We start from the raw sequence: 19825 nt of genomic DNA on the forward strand, positions 1-19825 counted from the left end.
TCGTGATCCATTCCAAATTCGCGCTGGCCCTGCTGGCGGCCACGACGCTGGCCGGGTGCAATCTCGCCCCCAAATATGTGCGCCCCGTGGGAGCCGTCCCGGCGACGCTCCCGCAGGACGGCATCTATCCGGCGGCGGCATCCGACGCGCCCGACGTCACCCGGATCGGGTGGCGGGACTTCTTCACCGACGACCGGCTGCGCCGGACCATCGCGCTGGGGCTGGAGAATAATCGCGACCTGCGGATCGCGGCGGCCAACGTCCTGCAGGCCAGGGCGCAATATCGCATCCAGCGTGCCGATCTGGTGCCGTCGACGACCCTCTCCGCCTCGGGGACCTATACCAACAACATCCAGGGCGCCTCGGGCGCGCTGGGCGGGGCGGCCGGTGGTGGAACCGGCACGGGGGCGGGCACGGGCACCGGAGCAGGTACCGGAACCGGCGCGGGTTCTGGCGGCACCGGACTGGGCGCCGGGGTGGGGACATCCTCGTCCAACCTGGAATTCTATTCGGTCAATGCCGGTTTCTCCGCCTTCGAACTCGATCTGTTCGGTCGTGTCCGCAACCTCAACCGGGCGGCGCTGGAGCAGTATTTCGCGACCGAGGAAGCCCAGCGCTCGACACGCATCAGCCTGATCGCCGAGATCGCGACGGCCTGGCTGACCTATGCGTCGGATCAGGATCAGCTGCGCATCTCGCAGGAGTCACTGAAATCCTTCGAGCAGTCGCTGGAACTGACGCGGGCGCAATTCCGTATCGGCGTCGCCTCGGAGCTGGAGGCGCGGCAGGCCGAGACGACCTATCAGGGCGCGCGCAATGACATCGCGGTGCTCAAGACGCGGGTGGCGCAGGACAAGAACGCGCTCGACCTGCTGGTCGGCGCGCCTGTGGCCGGCGAGCTGCTGCCGCAGGGGCTGGGCGATGCGAACGCGGCGTTGCAGGTGCTGCCCACCGGCCTGTCGTCGGACATATTGCTCCGCCGCCCCGACGTGTTGCAGGCCGAGCACCAGCTGATCGCGCAAAACGCCAATATCGGCGCGGCGCGCGCGGCGATGTTCCCCCGCATCTCGCTGACCGCGACGTTAGGCACGATCAGCACCGCGCTCAGCGGTCTCTTCGCGGGGGGCAGCTTCACCTATACGGGCGCACCGTCGGTATCGCTGCCGCTGTTCGACGGGGGACGGCTCCGCGGCAATCTGGATGTCGCGCGGGCGCAGCAGCAAGCCGCCGTCTCGACCTATGAGAAAACCGTCCAGACCGCCTTTCGCGAGGTAGCGGATGCCCTGGCGCAGCGCGGCACCATCGACGAACAGATCGCGGCGCAGACGGCCCGCGTCGAGGCGGCCAATGTCGCGCTGAAGATTTCGGACGCGCGCTACCGGACGGGAGTCGAATCCTTCCTGACGACGCTCGATTCCCAGCGTACCGCCTATTCGGCGCAGCAACTGCTCGTCACCACGCGCCTCAACCGGGCGAGCAACATGGTGGAACTGTATCGCTCGCTGGGCGGCGGGCTGAACTAAGGCCGATCGCCGTTCGGCGATACCCTCTTTCCCTCGCCCCTCGCAGAGGGGAGAGGGTTGCGCAGACTTGGCCTTTGCGAAAGCAAAGGCTTAGGCGGAGCTGGGTGAGGGGTGGGCGCTCGCTTGGCGAGCGCGCGAGCCTTTGGGCTCGCTCTACCCCTCACCCAAGCTGCGCTAGCCAGCAGGCTGGCAAGCTTCGCTAACCCTCTCCCCTGTCCAGGGGAGAGGGGAAAAGGAAGCGATCCTGAATGTCGATTCGCCCCAAGGCCGATCGCCCTTCGCTCTCATTCCTCTCCCGCAAGGGGAAGAATTGGCGCGCGCGGCGATGCCGCCACAATCGCCTGCGCCTGTTCCTGCACCCTTTGCCAGATCGCCCGTTCCTCGACCGCGTCGGCAAGGGCGCGGTGGGCGGGTGTGGCGTCCTTGGTCGCGTTGGCCCATGCGACGAGGTGCGTGACCTGCGCCTCGAGTCTATCGGGGGCCACGCTGTCGCGCAGGATCCGGATCGCCGCATCGCGCAGGGCGATGTCGGTGTCCTGCAGGCGCAGCGTGTGGCGAGGGAACCCCGCCGCGCGGAGCAGCGCGCTCAGCCATTTGCCGTCCCAGGACGGTGCGCTGGCGAACAGCGCATGGCCGGACAACTGCTCGACCATCTGCCGCGCGACGAAATCATGCGCCGCGCCGTCGCGGACCAGCATCTCGCGCGACAGGCCGTGGATCCGCTCGGCGGCGGCGTCCCAGTCGGTCCAGCCCGGCGCGGGCGCGATCAGATGGCTTTGCGAGCGGCCGTCCTCGAACACCCAGGCCACTTCGATCGGGTGGCTCTTGTCCGAGAGCGAGGAGGCCTCGAAATCCAGGAAGACGTTCATCGCTGCGGCGCCCCGTCGGCATACCATTCGGCATAGCCGGTGTTGCGGATCAGGTGGCGGTTGAGGTCGGGCGTCCCATCGTCCCACCATACCGGCCCGCGCTCGCCCAGCGCGACCTTGGCGGCCTGGACCTGCGCCCGTGCGTGGCGGAGCCCGGCCTCGTCCGCCTGCGCCATCGCGGTCCGTATCGCGCGCCGGGCGCGCATCAGCGCGTCGACCAGCGCCTGCCGCTCGTCGGGGGCCAGAGCGGGGTTGGCCTTTCGCCACAACCGGCCTCGTACGACGATGTAGCGGCCGTCCGGCGTGGTGACGACATCGCGTCCCCGGCCTTCGTCGCCGCTGGAGGCGTCGGCGACGACAACGCGCCGGGCCGGTCTGGTGCTGGTCACGCTCGCTGCCTCGACAAAATGATCAGGGTACAGACGAACACCGGCAAGGGTCGTTCCGGACGGTCGGAGCGATGATGCTTGCGGGTGGCGGCGAAAGGATTAGGCTGATCGCATGGCCGCTTTCGACGACAGCTCCGATGCCGATCTCGGCGCAGCGTGCAACCGCCTGGCGGCCTGGGTGGAGGGCTTGCCCGCAGGCGTGCTGATCGATCCGGCGTCCGAGCTGACCGAAGACGATCTGGCGCTCATCCTGCGGCGTCTCTACGCCATGCGGCGTATCGCGTCGGACCCGTCGCCGGTGGACCATGGTCCGGCCGCGACCGCGCGGGTTTCGGTGCCGGTGACGGCGAAAAGCTGACGGCCCGGCCCGGGGCGGCGGCTCCCCGGCGATTTTCCTGATTGGCGGACGGCTCCGATGGCGTGCGGGGGCGTTCTGTGACGGGGCCGACGGGATCATGTCGGCCGCATCCGTGGAGCCGTCATGTCCGATCACCCCCAATCCTCGCCTGCGCCGCATGCCGTCCCGCCCGTCGAGCAAGCGGGGGAGGACGGATCGCCCGTTCGTCCGGACCGGACTCCACCGGACGAGAAACCGTTGCCAGACCGCACGGACGACGAAGCCGCCGCGCTCGGCGACTTCGCCAGACCGAAGCTGTCCGGCGCGCACGCCCTTTGCTTTACAATCGGGAGTCCCAAACATGGATGATGAACGCCTCTGGAGCTTCGAGGAAAGCCTGTGGACCCAGGGCCCGGACAATTACCGGGAAAAGGTCGATGCCGAGGTCGTGATGGTGCTGCCCCGGCCGCCCTTCGTGCTGGCTGGCGAGGCGGCGGTGTCGGCGGTGGCGGATACGCCCGTCTGGGACAGCGCCGAGTTGACCGAGCGGCAGGTCTCTCGTCCGCAGGAGGGGGTGATCGTCATCGGCTATCACGTCGCGGCCAGCCGGGGCGACGAAGCCTATGAGGCCTATTGCACCTCGGTCATCCGGCGGCTCGAACATGAGGTCTGGCGCGTCGTGCAGCACCAGCAGACCCCGAAACTGACCAAGCCACTCGCCGAAGCGTAACGGCGTACCGGCCCGTCCGATCGCGGGTTCGCTCCGGCGATCGGACGGGCCCCGCCGTCATTCCCGGATAGGTGCCCGGTCCGGATCGGCCGCAAGCCATCGTCGCGCCAGACCGATTGCGGCGTCGCTTACCCGCTCGGCGATCAGGCCGATGGCGATCCCGGCGACGACATCCCCGGCATAATGCGTGCCGCGCGGCACCTGCACGACGGCCACCGACAAGGCCGCGCCACGCGCGCCGACCGCATGGTCGGGATAGGCCCGCGCCAGCGCCTCGCCGACCGCCACCGCGCCTGCGCTATGACCGGAGGGAAAGGAATTGTCCTCGTGGCGGTCGCTGTCGCCGGGGCACAGCCGAGGGTCGTCGCCGTCCTTCGGGCGCCTCCGGTCGATCACGGCCTTGATCCCGCTCTTGCCCCAGGTGGCGATCGTGTGGGCGGCCAGCATCCGCAGCCCGGTCTCGGCGAGGTGCCGGTCGCGCCGGGCGAGGCCCAGCAGGACCGTCGTGGCGCAGATCGTCCGCATCTGCGGCTGATCCCCGATCTCGCTGGCCGTGCCGATCACCCGCATGGGCCACGCATCGCGCTGGCCGTTGACCTTCGTCGTGATCCGGCGGTCGGCCTGTTCGACCGCCGTGACTTCGTGTTTCTCGCCCATGGTCGATCCAACACATGGATCAGTCCTTTGGCTCCGCATGCCCGTCGACCGGGCCGATGGGCGCGCAAGGCCGGGAATGCTCAGAAGGCGATCTGCGCCCGGCCGATCAGGGTTCGTCCGTGATCCGACGCCCCGGCATTCTGCGCCGGATTGGCGACCGTCCAGTCGATCGCGTTCAGCTGGAGCCGGACGAAATTGTTGAGATACCAGTTGACCCCCAGCGTCAGCGCGGTGCCGCGCCCGGCGGTGGGGTTGTCGCTGTAATCCAGTTCCTCATAGCGTGTGGCCAGCTCGATCGCGCCGCGCCCGCCCGAGGTGAAGGGGCGCAGCACCTTGGGGCGGCTCCACACGCCGCCGCGCGTCAGATAGGGCGGGGTCTCGCCGGTCAGGAACCAGCCCGCCTGCACCGCCCAGGCCGACTGGTCGGTCGCGGCGCCCGTGCGGCTTTCGATCCGCCGTCGGCCATATTCGCCATAAGCCCATAGCGACTTGTGAAACGTCCCCAGTTCCAGGCCATAGCCGGTGCCCGACCGCGCGCCGGTGAAGGTGCCCGGCGCGATCCGCAGATTGTCGTTGAAGAAGCCGCCGACCGCGATGCTGCGCGTCGGGCGGCTGGCATCGGCGGCGATGCGCTCGCGAAAGCCCCAGGCGCCCAGATGGACCAGCCAGTCGGCGGTCTTGACCGGGTTCCAGTGCGCCCGCGCGCCGATGGTCAGGCCGTCGCTCTCGGTGCCCGGATTATTGATGTCGTCGCCCGACAGCTGGACCCCGACATGCCAGCCATCGCCGTAAACGCGCGCCGCCGCGCCCAGCCCGAAGAAGCCGCGCACCGGGATGATCCCCTGGCCGACGAAGTTGCGCTCCAGAAAGGGGACGGAGATGGTGCCGCTCGACCCGTCCAGCCCGCGATCGTTCAGGCGGTTGCCCAGCGCGAACTCGGTCTGCTGCCCCAGGAAGCGCGTCGTCCAGGCGAGATAGGCGGATTTGATCGCCACGTCATTGTCGGCGAAATCCCCCTCCAGCAGATAAGAGAGGTGGCGGCCGATCGATCCCTCGAAACCGACGCGCAGCGACCGCGCGGTGGTTCCGGTGACGTTGCGCGCGGGCAGGTTGCTGCCGCCGGTGGTGGCCGCGTCCACCAGGATACGGCCGCGCGGGCGGAACGAGAATTTGCCGTCGGCGCTGGTGAATTCGGGCGTCCCCTTCGACCAGTCGACCTGGACGCCCTGTTTCTGCGCCTGCTCGATCCGCGCCAGCCGCGCGTCGAGCGAGGGGGGATGCGCGTCGGAGGGAAGCGACTGGCCCAGCGGCGCGGGCTGGCGGATCTGGGGCCGGGGCGGCGATGGCGAGGCGAGCTGCGGCGGCGCGGCCGGATGGGCGTCGGAGGGCAGGGGCTGGCCCAAAGGCGCCGGACCCGGTGCTGGGTTGGCTGCGGTGGCCATAGCCCTGGACTCCTGGGCCTCGATCGTGGCCAGCCGGGCCTCCAGCCGCGCGATCTGCGCCTGTTGCTGCTCGACCAGGCGGGTCAGGCGAGCGACATCTTCTTGCGCCGGGGCGGGGGCGGCCTGCGCGGCGACGGGCACGGGCGCGCACAGGCCCATGGCGAGCATGGCGGCTCGGTGCATGACGGACATCCTCTCGGGGTGGGCGAGAGGCTCCGTGGCCGCCGCCTCGATGATCGCGAACGGGGGCCGCCGCGCCGCCGGGGGGCGTGCGGCGGCCGAAGGGGTCAGGGGGCGGTGCGGCGGCTCAGGCGCGATCCGATCAGCAGGGCGAGCAGCGAGAGCAGCGCGGCGGCGGCGCACCATGCGCCGGGGATCGCCTTGTCGCCGGTCGCGCCGATCAGCGCGGTGCTGATCGCGGGGGTGAAGCCGCCGAAGATCGCGGTGGCCAGGCTATAGGCCAGGCTGAAGCCGACGGTGCGGACATGCGCCGGGATCGCCTCGGTCAGATAGACGATGAACGCGCCGTTATAGGTGGCATAGATGGCCGCGAGCAGCAGCTCGACCGTCAGCAGCCGCCCGAAGCTGGGCGCGGCGACCAGCCAGCCCATCAGCGGATAGGCGAGCAGCGCGCCGAGCAGCGTCGCGGTGATCAGCAAGGGCTTGCGCCCGATCCGGTCGGACAGCGCCCCCATGACGGGGAGCAGGACGAAGTTGGTCACGCCGACGCACGCCGTGACGAACAGCGCGGCCCCCGGCGTCAGCGACAGCACCTTGTTGCCGAAGGTCGGGGTATAGGCGGTGATCATATAGAAGAAGACGGTCGTCATCACCGCCATCAGCGCGCCCTGGAGGACCACGCCCCAGTTGCCGCCGATGGTCCGCATGATCTGCGACAGCGGAGGATGCTCCTTGCGCTTCAGGAAGACCTCGGTCTCCTCCATGTGACGGCGGATGACGAACAGGAAGGGGATCATCACGCAGCCGATGATGAACGGAATGCGCCAGCCCCAGGCCTGCATCGTGACGGGATCGAGGCTGGTCGACACGATCAGGCCGATCAGCGCGGCGAAGACCACCGCCGCCTGCTGGCTGGCCGACTGCCACGAACAGAAGAAGCCCTTGCGGTTCGGCGGCGCGATCTCGTTGAGATAGACCGACACGCCGCCGACCTCGACGCCCGCCGACAGGCCCTGGACCAGTCGGCCGATCAGGATGATGACCGGGGCGGCCACGCCGATCTGGGCATAGGTGGGGGTGATCGCGATGGCGAGCGTGCCGAGCGCCATCAGGCCCAGCGTCAGGAGCAGCCCCTGGCGACGCCCATGCCGGTCGATATAGGCGCCCAGCACCAGCGCGCCGACCGGCCGCATCAGAAAGCCCGCGCCGAAGGTCATCAGCGTCAGCATCAGCGAGGCAAAGTCGCTGCCCGTGGGGAAGAACGCCTTGGAGATATAGGTGGCGTAATAGCCGAACACCATGAAGTCGAACATTTCCAGGAAGTTGCCGCTGGCAACGATGAAGATCGACTTGAACGCCGAACGGCGCCGTTCGGGCGATATCGGCTCGGCCGCAGCGGGGGCGGCGGCGGGGAAGGGGAGGGATGCGTGGGTGGAGGCGGAGGTCATGGCTTGGCCTTTTGCGACGCGGGTTCCAATCCGCTTTCGCGGATGATCGGATAGGCTTTGGGGGAGGCGAGATAGGCGATCAGCGCGCGCGCCTCCGCCTGGTGCGGCGAATAGGCGACGACCCCGGCGGAGAAGGGCGTCACCTTTTGCAGCGATTCGGGGATCAGGCCGACGATGCGGATGCCCTTGACCGGCTTCAATTCGCTCAGCTGCTGAAAGCCGATCTCGGCCTGGCCCTCGGCGACGATCCGACCGACCGGGGTGGCGGGGATCATCCGGCCCTTCGGCCGGACTTGATCGGCGACGCCCAGCCGGTCGAGCAGCGTCGACTGGATATACACGCCCGAGGCGCTGTCCGACCAGGCGACCGATCTGGCATGGACCAGGGTTGCGCGCAGAGCGTCGGGAGTGGCGATGTCGGGGGCGGGGGCGCCCGCCTTCACCGCCATCGCGATCCGGGACAGGCCTAGGTCGGTGACGGTCCCGCTGGTCACGGTCCCGGCCTGCGCCAGCTTGTCGAGCCCGCTGCGCGCGAGGATCACGACATCGGCATCCTCGTGCCGCGCCAGCCGGTTGGGGATCGCCTGGGGCGTGTCGCCCATCGAGGGGCCGTGTTCGGTGACGATATGGACGCCGGTGTCGCGTTCATATTTCGCCGCCAGCGCCTGGAAGGCGGCGGTGAAGCCTCCCGAGGTCACGACATGGAGTTCGCGGACCGTGGCGGCCTTGGTCTCGCGCGCGACGGCGGGCTGGCCCAGCGTGCCCAGGCCCAGCAGCAGCGCGAGGCCCAGCGCGCCGCGCCGGGGCATCACGGTTCCTAACCTTGCAAATGGCGCTTTCATCATACCTCTCTCGGTCGGGCCCGCTCGGTTGCGGGTTCTTGTTGCGCGGCAGAGGCTTGAGCCATCATGCCTTACCCGGCACTAGGCATCAGGAGCGGTGCTTCGATCAAATGCAATGATCGGTCCGCTTGATGCGTTTTGCGCATATATCGGGAGTGGGTCGACCTTGCGCGCCTTGCGGCACCTCTATGTCCAGATGCTGATCGGCATATTTGCGGGGACCGCGATCGGCGTCCTGGCCCCGGCCTTCGGGCGCGATCTGGGGCCGCTGGGCATCGCCTTCGTCAAGGCGATGCGGATGATGGTGCCGCCGGTGCTGTTCTGCACCATCGTCGAGGGGATCGTGCGGCACGGCGCCGCGCGCGACACCGGCGCGACGGTGCTGCGCAGCCTGATCGTCTTTCTGGGCATCACGGTCGCCGCGCTCGCCATCGGATTGGGCGTCGCGGCGCTGATGCAGCCGGGACGCGGCCTGCCGCTGCCGCCTTATGGCGAGGCGATGGCCGAGGTCGAGCGCCAGCTGGCCGGGCACCATATCACGGGGGCGGGGGATTTCCTGGTCCGCATCGTGCCCGACACGCTGTTTTCCGCCTTTACCGCCGGGGACGTCCTGCCCGTGCTGTTCGTCGCCGGGCTGGTCGGTTTCGGCTTGCTGCGCATCGGCGAGGCGGGCGCGCCGATCGTCCGCGCGGTCGAGGCGTTGACCCGGCTGCAACTCGCGATCTTCGGCTTTCTGATCCGCGCCGCGCCGGTGGGGGCGTTCGGCGCGATCGCGTACACGGTCGGGACGTACGGCGTGGGCTTCATCGGCTCGCTGGGGCTGCTGGTCGCGACGCTGGCGCTGGCCTGCGCCCTGTTGATCGCCGGGCTGGCGGTGATGGTATGGCTGACCACCGGCCTGGGCGGCGGCGCGTTGCTGCGGGTGTTCCGCGACGAGATCCTGATCGTTCTCGGCACCTCCTCGACCGAGGTGGTGTTGCCGCGCTTGATCCAGAAGCTGGAGGCGCTGGGCTGCCCGCGCAGCGTGGCGGGCCTGACCGTGCCGCTGGGCTATTCGCTCAACCTGGCGGGGACGGCGGTCTATCTGATCGTCGCGACGCTGTTCCTGGGCGAGGCGCTGGGGATCGCGCTGACCCCGGTGCGGGTGGCGGTCTATCTGGGCGTCATGCTGGTCACCTCCAAAGCGGCGGCGGGGGTGACGGGCAGCGGCTTTTCGGCCCTGCTCCTCACTTTGTCGCTGCTGCCCGATATTCCGGTCGGGGCGGCGGCCATGCTGATCGCGGTCGACCGCTTCCTGTCCGAACTCCGCGCGTTGACCAGCGCCACCGCCAATGTCTCGGCGTCGCTACTCGTCGCGCGCTGGGGCGGGGCGCGGCTGGGCCTGCCGGTTGGCCCAGGCGTCGGTGAGCAGCCCCATCAGTCGACCGGCGGCGGGTGACAGGGTGGCGGAGCCGCGCCGCAGCACGCCGATGGTGCGCGTCACCGTCGCCCCGCGCAACGGCCGCCACAACAGGTCGCGCGCATCCGGCCCCTCGCACGCCAGGCGGGGCAGGACCGAGGGACCCAGCCCCGCCTGCACCAGCGCCAGCGCCGAGGTGAGCCGCGTCACCTCATAGAACCAGCGCAGCTCGATCCCCGCGCGGGCCAGCCCGGCGTCGAGCGCGGTGCGGTTGCCGCTGCCCGGATGCACCGTGACCAGCCGCAGCCCGGCCAGGTCGCTCCACGCCGGATCGACCAGTTCGGCCAGCGGATCGTCGGCGCGACAGACTAGCCCATAAGGGTCGTCGGTCAGCGGCTCATAGGTCAGGTCGCTGTCCGCCGAGACGGGCAGGGTAATGGCGAACTCCGCCTCGCCGGTCCGCACCGCCTCGGCGCATTCGGTGGCGGTCAGGTCGAGCACGCGCACCCGCACATTGCGATAGTCGCGGCCCAGCGCCTCCAGCACGTCGGGCAGGAACCGCACCGTCGCGCTGGGGATGCTGGCGACCGTCAGCCGCCCCGCCTGCCGCTCGCCCAGCGCCATCATGCCGAGCATCGATTCGTCCAGCTCGCCCAGAAGCCGACGGAGCAGCGGCACGATCTCCTGCCCCGCCGGGGTCAGACGGACTGTCCGCGTGGTCCGCTCCAGCAAGGGGGTGCCGATGGTCGCCTCCAGCTTCTGGACCCGGCGGCTGATCGCGGGTTGCGACAGGTTCAGCTGGCGGGCGGCGTGCAGGAAGCTCCTGCCGTCCGCGATCGCCACGAACACCCTTATGTCCAGAAGCTCGAAATTCAGAGAGGCCATGGCCGACGATAGCAGGGGCGGCGGCGACTAAGCCAGTCGGCCCCCGCGCCCCTGCCGTCCCTCCTCACGGGATCAGCCCCTCGCGGCGCAGCTGGGCGAAGAGCGCGAAGAAGGCGTCGTCGGTCGGCTGATAATCGGTGAAGCCCAGCCGACGGCTCTTGCTCATGTCGGTCACCACCTCGATCGGGCGGCCGAGATCGGCGTCGCTATGCCAGGGCGAGGCGAGCCGCGCGATGTCCGCCTCGACCAGCTTCTCGCGTTCGGCGATGCCGCGCCATGTATCGGCGGAGTCGGCCATCTGCTGCTCCAGCGGCCGGACGGTGCCGTCGAACGGGGCGGCCTCGACCCCGAACCAGTCGGCGATGCGACCCCACATCCATTGCCAGCGAAAGACATCGCCGTTCACCACGTTGAACGCCTGGTCGTGCGCCGCCTCGGTCTCGGTCGCCCAGAGCAGGTGACGGGCCAGCTGCCCCGCATCGGTCATGTCGGTCAGCCCCGACCATTGCGCCGCCGATCCGGGAAAGACCATCGGCCGCCCCGCCTCGCGGCACAGCGTCGCATAGACGGCCAGCGTCGTGCCCATGTTCATCGCATTGCCGACCGCGCGCCCGATCACCGTGTGCGGCCGGTGGACGCTCCAGGTGAAGCCGTCGCGCGCGGCTGCGGCGAAGACCTCGTCCTCCTGGGCATAATAGAAATTCTCGACGTCGAGCCGACCCTGCTCCTCGCGGAACGGGGTCTGGGGCAGCGTGCCCTTTCCATAGGCCTCGAACGGGCCGAGATAATGTTTCAGCCCGGTGACCAGCGCGACGTGGCGCGGGCCGGTCGGGCTGGAGAGGCCGGACAGAAGGTTGCGGACCATCGCCGCATTGACCCGGATATTCTCCGCCTCGCTGTCCTGGCGCAGCCATGTCGTGATGAACACCGCATCGGGGTTCACGTCGCGCAGCGCGGCGGCGGTCGCCTCCGCATCCTGAAGGTCGGCCGCGACCGGCGCCACGCCCGGTTGCGCCACGGGACGCCGCGCCAGGCCATGGACCGTCCAGCCCCGTTCCACGAGCAGCGTCGCGGTCGCGCCGCCGACGATCCCGCTTGCGCCCACTACCAATGCCGTCTTCGTCATCCACGCCTCCTTGTCGCCGCCCCAGCTAGGCATGGCCTTGCGCGGCTTCCAGACGGCACCATCTGGGCCCCCAGGCACGGAAAGGTAACCATATGCAGCCCGGAACCCCCGACGAGGAATGGCGCGAGGATTGCGCGCCCCGCCGCGTGCTGGAGCTGTTCGCCACCAAATGGACCAGCATGGTGCTCCACACGCTGCACGCGCGTCATGGCGGCGTCGCCCGCACCGGGGTGCTCCAGCGCAGCCTGCCGGGCATCTCGAAGAAGATGCTGACCCAGACGGTGCGCGACATGGAGGGGAGCGGCCTCATCAGCCGCCATGTGCGCAGCGCCATGCCGCCCGAGGTCGAATATCGCCTGACCGATCTCGGCCGTCGCTTCGTCGAGCCGGTCGAACTCCTCTATGGCTGGGGGCGCAACAATGCCGATGCGCTGGACCAGTTGGCGCCGCGCCCGCATTCCCGCCGCGCCTAGGGCGGATCGACATTCAGGATTGCGTCTTCTTCCCCTCTCCCCTGGACAGGGGAGAGGGTTAGCGAAGCTTGCCAGCTTGCTGGCTAGCGCAGCTTGGGTGAGGGGTACAGCGAGCCCAAAGGCTCGCGCGCTACGCGCATGCACCCCTCACCCAGCTCCGACTAAGCCTTTGCTCTCGCAAAGGCCAAGTCTGCGCAACCCTCTCCCCTCTGCGAGGGGCGAGGGAAGGATAGAGCATCGCAGAATGTCGATCGGCCCTGGATCTTGGAGGGCATGGATCGCGGCACGCCGCGCCTGATGGGGAGGGGCCTGCGTCGATCCGACGCAATATCGTGGCGACCCAGTCGGTTGGCAGGGTCGCATGCGCCGTTAACCCGGCATGTTAACCTCTAAATTTGTAGCCAAATTTAACATATGATTATAGCGCGGGCGTTCTGGAGGGGACCGATGCGCTTTCTGACCTGTCTGACGCATGATCATGATCTGCGACTGGTGTTGCTCGCCGCGATATTCTGCCTGACCGGCTCGGCGATCACGATAAGGCTTCTTCAGCGTCTGCGCGCCGCCGATCCCGGCACCCGGCTGGCCTGGACGTTCATGGGGGGCTTATCCACCGGCGCGACGATCTGGTGCACCCATTTCATCGCCATGATCGCCTATCAGCCGGGCGTGACGGTGGTCTACGACCCGTTGCTGACCGGATTGTCGCTGCTGATCGCGATCGTCGGCAGCTCGATCGCACTGGACGTGGCGGTGCGGCGCGGGGCCTTCGCGCCGATGCTGGGCGGTGCGCTGTTCGGACTGGCGGTCACCGCCATGCACTATACCGGCATGATGGCCTTCGCCGCCCGCGGGCTGGTGTCGTGGTCGAGCGCCTATGGCGGCCTCGGTCCTGTTCTCGGTCCTGTTCGGCGCGCTGGCGTTCGGCCGCGCGCTATCGACGGGCAAGCGGGACACGCTGTGGCCCGCGACCACGCTGATGGTGACGAGCATCGTCCTGCTCCACTTCACCGGCATGGCGGCGCTCGCGATCGTCCCGGTCGAACCGGGGCTGGGCCAGCCCGACAGCCAGGGCGCGACGATGATCATGGCCTGGGCGGTCGCCGTGGTGGGGATGCTGGTGCTCGGCACCGGCTTTGCCACCTATGTCCTCGACATATCGGCCCGTGTCGCCTCGCAGCGTCGGCTGGAACAGGTGATGGAGGGCAGCGTCGATGCCATGATCGTCGAGAGCGACGGCGTCATCATCGAGGCGAACCACGCATTCGCCGATCTGCTGGGCATCGACGGCGACGAGGTGCCGGGCCAGTCGCTTGGCCGCTGGGTCTCGGACATCGCATCGATCCAGCCAGGCGTGCTGACCCAGCGCAATATCGAGGCCGCCGACGGCTCCGCCATACCGATCGAGATCGCCCTGCGGGTCGACCGGGACCATGGCAGCTCGTACATGATCTATGCGCTTCGCGACGTGCGCCAGCGGCTGGCGCAGGAGCGGCGCATCGCGCATCTGGCGCGCAACGACGGGCTGACCGGCCTGCCCAACCGCGCTTCGTTCCTGGAATGGTCGCATCGTCAGACCGCGGCCGACGGACCGGGACGCCGCCTGGCGCTGCTGTCGATCGATCTCGACCGGTTCAAGGACGTCAACGACACGCACGGCCATGCGGCGGGTGACCATCTGCTGACCACCATCGGGGCGCGGATGAAGCAGATGGCGCGCCCCGGCGAGTTCCTGGCCCGGCTGGGCGGGGACGAGTTCGTGGCGCTGACCGCCATCGAGGACCATGAGGACGCGATCGACCTGATCGACCGGCTGCGCGGCGCCATCACACGGCCGGTCGACTATGACCGCTCGTCGCTGAGCTGCGGCATGAGCGTGGGCGTCGCGCTGTGGCCGCAGGATGCCGACGAGATATCGGCGCTGATCAACAACGCCGATCTGGCCATGTACCGCGCCAAGTCGAGCATCGCGACCGACTTCTGCTTTTACGAAGAGGATATGGATCAGGCGGTCCGGGCCCGTCGCCGCATCGCCACCGAGCTGCGCGACGCACTGGACCAGGAACAATTCGCGATCCACTGGCAGGTCCAGGCCTCGGTCGAGACGGGCGAGACCACCGGCTATGAGGCGCTGCTGCGCTGGACCAAGCCCGACGGCACCAGCGTGTCGCCGTTCGAGTTCATCGCGATCGCCGAGCAGACCGGGCTGATCCTGCCAATCGGCGAATGGGTCCTGCGGCGTGCCTGCCGGGAGGCGGCGGCCTGGCCGGTCCCCTGGAAGATCGCGGTGAACCTGTCGCCGGTCCAGCTCGGCCATGTCGACCTGCCCCGGCTGGTCCATCAGATCCTGATCGAAACCGGTATGTCGCCCGCGCGGCTGGAGCTGGAGATCACCGAGTCCGCGATGATCGCCGACCCCGAGCGGACCACGCATATCCTGCGCCAGTTGAAGGCGCTCGGCGTGTCGATCGCGATGGACGATTTCGGCACCGGCTATTCGTCGCTGTCGACGCTGCGGTCCTTCCCCTTCGACAAGATCAAGCTCGACCGCTCGTTCATGAGCGAACTCGACTTCGCCCCGCAATCGGCGGCGATCATCCGCGCGGTGCTGGCGCTGGGCGAAAGCCTGTCGATCCCGATCCTGGCCGAAGGCGTGGAAACCGCCTCGCAGCTCGACTTCCTCCGGGCCGAGGGGTGCAACGAAGCGCAAGGCTATCTGCTGGGCCGTCCCGGCCTGATCGTCACGGACGGACAGGCGAAGGCCGCCGAACACGCCGCCTAGCGCGGATCACCAGTCCTGCGCCATGCCGGGTATGCGCTCGACCAGGAAGTCGATCCAGGCGCGGACGCGGGCGGACAGGCGGCGGCGGCTGTGCGTCACCGAATGGACCGCGCCCAGCGCCATGTAATCGGCATCGAGCGTCACCTCGACCAGTTCGCCCCGGCGGATCGCGTCGGCGGCGATGAAGCGGGGGCCATAGACCAGTCCCTGTCCCGCGATCGCCGCGCGGACCAGCGCCTCGCCGTTATTGGCGTGCAGCGATCCCCGGACGGGCACCAGGCGGCTGCCGTCGCGGCCAAAGCCCCACATCGTCGCGCCCGGCTGGGTCATCAGCGTATAGCCCAGGCAATCATGGTCGCGCAGATCGTCCAGCGTGCGCGGCAGGCCCCGTTCGGCCAGATAGGCCGGGGCGGCGCAGATGGCGAGGCGGACGGGCGCCAGGCGGCGCGCGACCAGCGCGCTGTCACTCAGCCGACCGATGCGGATCGCCATGTCCCATCGCTCCTCCAGCAGGTCGACATAGCGGTCGTCCAGCCCCAGCTCGATCGTGACGCCGGGATGGCGACGATGGAATTCGGCGGCCAGCCCGGCGACATGCATCACGCCGAAGGTCGCGGGCGCGCTGACGCGGAGCAGCCCCTCGACCGCGCGCGACTGGGCCGAGGCGTCGGCATCGGCTTCGGCGATCTCGGCCAGCACCCGCTCGGCGCGGTCGAGATAGGCCGCCCCCGCATCGGTCAGCGCCAGCCGCCGCGTCGAACGCTGGACCAGCAGGGTGCCGAGCCGCGCCTCCAGCGCGTCGAGATGCCGTGCCGCCATGGTCGGCGACATGCCCATCGCCCGCCCGGCGGCGGACAGTCCGCCCAGCCGGATCGCGCGGACGAACACCTCCATCCCGGTCAGCCGATCCGCCATTTGATACTCCTGGTTCAAGGTCATTCTATCAGAACGCCGATTATCACGGATGCGGGGCCATTCCATATCGGTCGGCGAAAGGATGTCCCATGCGCCAACCCAGCCTCTTCATTCCCCATGGCGGCGGTCCCTGTTTCTTCATGGACGACCCGCGCGGCATCTGGACCGGGATGGGTGCGTTCCTGCGGGCATTGCCGGGTACGTTGCCCGAGCGGCCGCGCGCGGTGCTGGTCGTGTCGGGGCATTGGGAGACCGACGGCTTCGCCTTCACCGGCGCCGAGCGGCCCGCGCTGATCTATGACTATTATGGTTTTCCGGCGCATACCTATGCGCTGCGCTACGACGCGCCGGGTGCTCCGGCGGTGGCGGCACGCGCTGCCACGTTGCTGCGCGAGGCGGGGCTGGTCGCTTCGGTCGATCCGAGCCGTGGCCTCGATCACGGCGTCTTCGTGCCGATGAAGGTGGCGTGGCCCGAGGCGCAGATTCCGGTCGTCGTGATGTCGGTCGATCGCGGGCTCGACCCTGAACGGCATATCGCGGCGGGCCGGGCGCTGGCGGCCTTGCGCGACGAGGGCGTGCTGATCCTGGCGTCGGGCATGAGCTTCCACAATCTGCGCCTGTTCGGCAGCCCGAGCGCCGCCGAGCCGAGCGCCGCCTTCGACGCCTGGCTGACCCATGCGGCGACGCAAACCGGCGTGGCGCGGGCCGAGGCGCTGATCCGCTGGGAAACCGCCCCGGCCGCGCGGCTCGCCCATCCCCAGGCCGAGCATCTCCTGCCGCTGATGGTCGCCGCCGGGGCGGCCGAGGGCGCGGGCGAGCGCATCTATTCGGAGACCGTCGCGGGCGCGGCGATCTCCGCCTTCCGATTCCATTGATTATGCACAAGGAGCGAATGTCATGACCATTGCCGTTACCGGCGCCACCGGCCAGCTCGGCCGCCTCGTCATCCGGCACCTGAAGGCCAACGGCACCGCCGAGCCGATCGTCGCGCTCGCCCGCTCACCGGACAAGGCCGCCGATCTGGGCGTGGAGGCACGGGCCTTCGACTATGCGCAGGCCGACCGGCTTGCCCCGGCGCTGGCCGGGGTCGACACGCTGCTGCTGATCTCGTCGAGCGAGGTGGGTCAGCGGGTGGCGCAGCATCGCGCCGTGATCGCGGCGGCGGTCCAGGCCGGGGTGGGGCGGATCGTCTATACCAGCCTGCTCCACGCCGACCGCTCGCCGCTCGACCTGGCGGCCGAGCATCTGGCGACCGAGGCCGCGCTGGCCGAGGCGGGCATCCCCGCGACGATCCTGCGCAACGGCTGGTATAGCGAGAATTACACCGGCTCGCTCCCCGGCGCGCTGGCGGCCGGGACGCTGATCGGCAGCGCGGGCGACGCGAAAATCTCCTCCGCCGCGCGTGCCGATTATGCCGAGGCGGCGGCCATCGTGCTGACGGATGCGGCGCAGGCGGGCCGGACCTATGAACTGGCGGGCGACACCGCCTGGACCCTGCCGGACCTGGCGGCGGAACTCTCGCACCAGACCGGCCGGGATATCGCGTACCGGGACATGCCCGCCGCCGACTATGCCGCCGCGCTGACCGGCTTCGGGCTGCCCGAAGGACTGGCGCACGCGATCGCGGGATGGGATGTCGCCGCCTCGCAAGGCGCACTGTTCGATGACGGGCGCCAGCTGTCGCGCCTGATCGGCCGCCCGACCACCCCGCTGGCCGAGACGGTGAAAGCCGCCATCGCCTGACCCTCCCTGCCGGGGCGCCGTGCACAGGCGCTCCGGCCCTATATGAAAGATTGCGCCATGTCCGTCTGGGCTCCCCGCATCCTCAGCCTTCTGCGCATCGTCGCCGCGCTGCTCTTCATGGAGCATGGGGTGATGAAGCTGTTCCATTTCCCGATCCCCCAGCCCGGCGTGCCCGATCCGCTGCCGACCCTGCTCGTCGTCGCGGCGGTGCTGGAGATCGGGCTCGGTATCCTGCTGACCCTCGGCCTGTTCACGCGGATCGCGGCCTTCATCGCCTCGGGCGAGATGGCGGTCGCCTATTTCACCGCGCACCTTCCCTCCAGCATCTGGCCCGGCGTCAATGGCGGCAGCGAGGCGATCCTCTATTGCTTCGTCTTCTTCTACTTGGCCTTTGTCGGCGGCGGCGCGTGGAGCATCGATGCCCGCCGCCGCCAGCCGTCATAGCGGGGAACGCCATTTCCCCTTTTGGCGCGGACAGGGCATGATGGCGGGGATATGCCAGATCGCGAGGGACCGATGCTCCAGCCCATGCCCAGATTGCAGGTGAGCCCCGAACTGCTCCAGGCGACCATGGACGCCTCGACCGACATGATCCAGGTGTTCGAGGCGATCCGGGACGAAGCGGGGCGGATCGTCGATTTCCGCTGGGTGCTCAACAACCACACCTCGGAAAGCAAATATGGCGAGGTGCGGGGCGAGAGCCTGCTCGAGCGCAATCCGGGCGTCGTGCAGGAGGGCATCTTCGACACCTTCTGCCGCGTCACCGAAACCGGCGTGGCCGAGCAGGACGAACGCTATTACGCGCATGAGCAGTTCGACGGCTGGTTCTTCCAGACGGTGGTGAAGCTGGGCGACGGCATCGCCACCACGACCCGCGACATCACCGAATGGAAACGCTCGCAGGCGGAGGTCGTGCGGCTTCGCGAGGAGGTCGTGCAGATCAAGCTGGCCGAAACCGAGGGACAGCTCGCCGCGATCTTCGCCACCGCGCCGGTCGGGCTGTCGGTCATCACCTCGGACGGGTGTTTCGTCCGGGTGAACGAGGAATTGTGTCGGATATTGGGCCGGCCGCGCGAGGAGGTGCTGGCGCTGAACGTCGCCGAGGTCACCCATCCCGCCTATCTCGCGCCCAGCCTGAAGGCGATTGCCAACGCGGCCGAAACCGGGATGCCGAGCAGCCTCGACAAACGCTATTGCCGCCCCGACGGAACGGAAGTGTGGGCGAGCAGCATCATATCGCTGCTGCCCGACAGCGGCGGGCACGGGAACCGCTTCCTCGTCGTCACCACCGACCTGACCGAGCGGCGACGGGCCGACCAGGAACTGCGCAAGAGCGAAGCGCTGCAACGCGTGCTGATCGCCGAGTTGCAGCATCGGACCAGCAACCTGATGGGGATCGTCCGATCCATCGCGGACCACAGTACGCGCACCAGCCGCGACCTGTCCGAATTCCGCGCCCATTTCGACGATCGGCTGGCGGCGCTGTCGCGGGTGCAGGCAATGCTGTCGCGACTGGGGGAGCATGACCGCGTAGCGTTCGACGACTTGATCCGCACCGAACTGATGGCGATGGACGGCGGCGCGGATCGCGTCACGCTGGAGGGCCCGGCGGGTGTGCGGCTCCGCTCCTCGACCGTGCATACGCTGGCCATGGCGCTGCACGAACTGGCGACCAATGCCGTCAAATATGGCGCGCTGCGTCAGTCGGGCGGCCATTTGGCGATCCGCTGGGCGCTATGCCCCGGCGGGACCGAGGGCAAGCCGTGGCTGCATATCGACTGGCGCGAAAGCGGGGTCGACATGGCACCGGCGGGCACCTGGCCCGGCAGGGGGCAGGGCCGCGAGCTGATCGAACGCGCGCTTCCCTATCAGCTGGGCGCCAGGACCACCTACGAGCTGGGGGCCGAGGGGGTCCATTGCACCATCGCCATTCCCGTCTCCAGCACGCTTGATGTCGAGGAGTCGCTGGGGGCGGACGCCGTCTGACCGGTTGTCACATCACCGACGCGGATATGTCATAAAAGATTCTCGAAAACTGCATCTTGGCGTCATCTGTCGCGCCTAACGCCCGTGTCATGATCGATG

19 protein-coding genes and 1 pseudogene are annotated in these 19825 nt (G+C 68.9%); 11 read left to right on the forward strand and 9 right to left on the reverse strand.

Features of this window, described 5'->3' with window-relative positions:
• The first annotated feature begins 2 nt into the window (after positions 1 to 2).
• Positions 3 to 1523, forward strand: coding sequence for an efflux transporter outer membrane subunit (locus QE385_RS16935; RefSeq protein ID WP_373424692.1), 1521 nt, complete (start codon positions 3 to 5; stop codon positions 1521 to 1523).
• A gap of 284 nt (positions 1524 to 1807) precedes the next feature.
• On the opposite strand, the gene QE385_RS16940 is transcribed toward QE385_RS16935, so the two are convergent.
• Positions 1808 to 2392 (reverse strand): transcriptional regulator, encoded by a 585-nt coding sequence (locus QE385_RS16940; protein WP_307103832.1) that lies wholly within the window; start codon positions 2390 to 2392, stop codon positions 1808 to 1810.
• Positions 2389 to 2781, reverse strand: coding sequence for a hypothetical protein (locus tag QE385_RS16945; protein ID WP_307103834.1), 393 nt, complete (start codon positions 2779 to 2781; stop codon positions 2389 to 2391). The genes QE385_RS16940 and QE385_RS16945 overlap by 4 nt, the downstream gene beginning before the upstream one ends.
• Before the next feature lie 112 nt (positions 2782 to 2893).
• On the opposite strand from QE385_RS16945, the gene QE385_RS16950 reads away from it, so the two are divergent.
• Both QE385_RS16950 and QE385_RS16955 read left to right on the forward strand, forming a co-directional pair.
• Positions 2894 to 3139, forward strand: coding sequence for a hypothetical protein (locus QE385_RS16950; RefSeq protein WP_307103836.1), 246 nt, complete (start codon positions 2894 to 2896; stop codon positions 3137 to 3139).
• A 340-nt stretch (positions 3140 to 3479) separates the two neighbouring features.
• Positions 3480 to 3848, forward strand: coding sequence for a DUF4440 domain-containing protein (locus QE385_RS16955; protein WP_307103838.1), 369 nt, complete (start codon positions 3480 to 3482; stop codon positions 3846 to 3848).
• A gap of 57 nt (positions 3849 to 3905) precedes the next feature.
• Here QE385_RS16955 and QE385_RS16960 read toward each other — a convergent pair whose 3' ends face one another.
• The 4 genes from QE385_RS16960 to QE385_RS16975 all read right to left on the reverse strand — a co-directional run bounded on the left by QE385_RS16960 (position 3906) and on the right by QE385_RS16975 (position 8384).
• Positions 3906 to 4505, reverse strand: a complete 600-nt coding sequence (locus tag QE385_RS16960; RefSeq protein WP_307103840.1) for a phosphatase PAP2 family protein — start codon at positions 4503 to 4505, stop codon at positions 3906 to 3908.
• Between the two features lie 80 nt (positions 4506 to 4585).
• Positions 4586 to 6130 carry an OprO/OprP family phosphate-selective porin gene (locus tag QE385_RS16965; protein ID WP_307103842.1) on the reverse strand — a complete coding sequence of 515 codons (1545 nt, stop codon included), beginning with the start codon at positions 6128 to 6130 and terminating at the stop codon, positions 4586 to 4588.
• A gap of 104 nt (positions 6131 to 6234) precedes the next feature.
• Positions 6235 to 7575, reverse strand: a complete 1341-nt coding sequence (locus QE385_RS16970) for an MFS transporter (protein ID WP_307103844.1) — start codon at positions 7573 to 7575, stop codon at positions 6235 to 6237.
• The gene (locus QE385_RS16975) at positions 7572 to 8384 is read right to left on the reverse strand and encodes a substrate-binding domain-containing protein (protein WP_307103846.1); all 813 of its coding nucleotides are present in this window, start codon (positions 8382 to 8384) and stop codon (positions 7572 to 7574) included. The genes QE385_RS16970 and QE385_RS16975 overlap by 4 nt, the downstream gene beginning before the upstream one ends.
• Before the next feature lie 199 nt (positions 8385 to 8583).
• Here QE385_RS16975 and QE385_RS16980 point away from each other — a divergent pair, with 199 nt between their 5' ends.
• On the forward strand, positions 8584 to 9855 hold the full coding sequence (locus QE385_RS16980; protein WP_307103848.1) for a cation:dicarboxylate symporter family transporter: 1272 nt from the start codon (positions 8584 to 8586) through the stop codon (positions 9853 to 9855).
• Here QE385_RS16980 and QE385_RS16985 read toward each other — a convergent pair.
• Both QE385_RS16985 and QE385_RS16990 read right to left on the reverse strand, forming a co-directional pair.
• The gene (locus QE385_RS16985) at positions 9763 to 10665 is read right to left on the reverse strand and encodes a LysR family transcriptional regulator (RefSeq protein WP_307103850.1); all 903 of its coding nucleotides are present in this window, start codon (positions 10663 to 10665) and stop codon (positions 9763 to 9765) included. The two genes, QE385_RS16980 and QE385_RS16985, sit on opposite strands and share 93 nt — an antisense overlap.
• Before the next feature lie 100 nt (positions 10666 to 10765).
• Positions 10766 to 11827, reverse strand: coding sequence for an SDR family oxidoreductase (locus tag QE385_RS16990; protein ID WP_307103853.1), 1062 nt, complete (start codon positions 11825 to 11827; stop codon positions 10766 to 10768).
• Positions 11828 to 11919: 92 nt separating this feature from the next.
• Between QE385_RS16990 and QE385_RS16995 the strand changes: the two genes are divergently transcribed.
• The 3 genes and pseudogenes from QE385_RS16995 (at position 11920) to QE385_RS17005 (ending at position 15082) form a co-directional block, all read left to right on the forward strand.
• Positions 11920 to 12300 (forward strand): helix-turn-helix domain-containing protein, encoded by a 381-nt coding sequence (locus tag QE385_RS16995; protein WP_307103855.1) that lies wholly within the window; start codon positions 11920 to 11922, stop codon positions 12298 to 12300.
• A 648-nt stretch (positions 12301 to 12948) separates the two neighbouring features.
• Positions 12949 to 13023: pseudogene (locus QE385_RS19895) on the forward strand (MHYT domain-containing protein); the annotation flags it as partial.
• A gap of 154 nt (positions 13024 to 13177) precedes the next feature.
• Positions 13178 to 15082 (forward strand): bifunctional diguanylate cyclase/phosphodiesterase, encoded by a 1905-nt coding sequence (locus tag QE385_RS17005; RefSeq protein ID WP_307103857.1) that lies wholly within the window; start codon positions 13178 to 13180, stop codon positions 15080 to 15082.
• A 6-nt stretch (positions 15083 to 15088) separates the two neighbouring features.
• Here the strand turns inward: QE385_RS17005 and QE385_RS17010 are convergent, their stop codons facing one another.
• On the reverse strand, positions 15089 to 15997 hold the full coding sequence (locus QE385_RS17010; RefSeq protein ID WP_307103859.1) for a LysR family transcriptional regulator: 909 nt from the start codon (positions 15995 to 15997) through the stop codon (positions 15089 to 15091).
• A gap of 89 nt (positions 15998 to 16086) precedes the next feature.
• On the opposite strand from QE385_RS17010, the gene QE385_RS17015 reads away from it, so the two are divergent.
• From QE385_RS17015 to QE385_RS17030, 4 genes are read left to right on the forward strand one after another with little or no spacing between them, the layout of a single operon-like run.
• Positions 16087 to 16872 (forward strand): class III extradiol ring-cleavage dioxygenase, encoded by a 786-nt coding sequence (locus QE385_RS17015; RefSeq protein WP_307103861.1) that lies wholly within the window; start codon positions 16087 to 16089, stop codon positions 16870 to 16872.
• Between the two features lie 22 nt (positions 16873 to 16894).
• Complete coding sequence (locus tag QE385_RS17020; protein WP_307103863.1) at positions 16895 to 17740, forward strand: SDR family oxidoreductase; 846 nt, start codon at positions 16895 to 16897, stop codon at positions 17738 to 17740.
• Positions 17741 to 17797: 57 nt separating this feature from the next.
• Positions 17798 to 18184 carry a DoxX family protein gene (locus tag QE385_RS17025; RefSeq protein ID WP_373424693.1) on the forward strand — a complete coding sequence of 129 codons (387 nt, stop codon included), beginning with the start codon at positions 17798 to 17800 and terminating at the stop codon, positions 18182 to 18184.
• Positions 18185 to 18235: 51 nt separating this feature from the next.
• Positions 18236 to 19726 (forward strand): sensor histidine kinase, encoded by a 1491-nt coding sequence (locus QE385_RS17030; RefSeq protein ID WP_307103867.1) that lies wholly within the window; start codon positions 18236 to 18238, stop codon positions 19724 to 19726.
• Positions 19727 to 19825 lie beyond the last annotated feature (99 nt).

Origin of the sequence: Sphingomonas sp. SORGH_AS_0950 (assembly GCF_030818415.1) — a bacterium.
Classification (GTDB): domain Bacteria; phylum Pseudomonadota; class Alphaproteobacteria; order Sphingomonadales; family Sphingomonadaceae; genus Sphingomonas.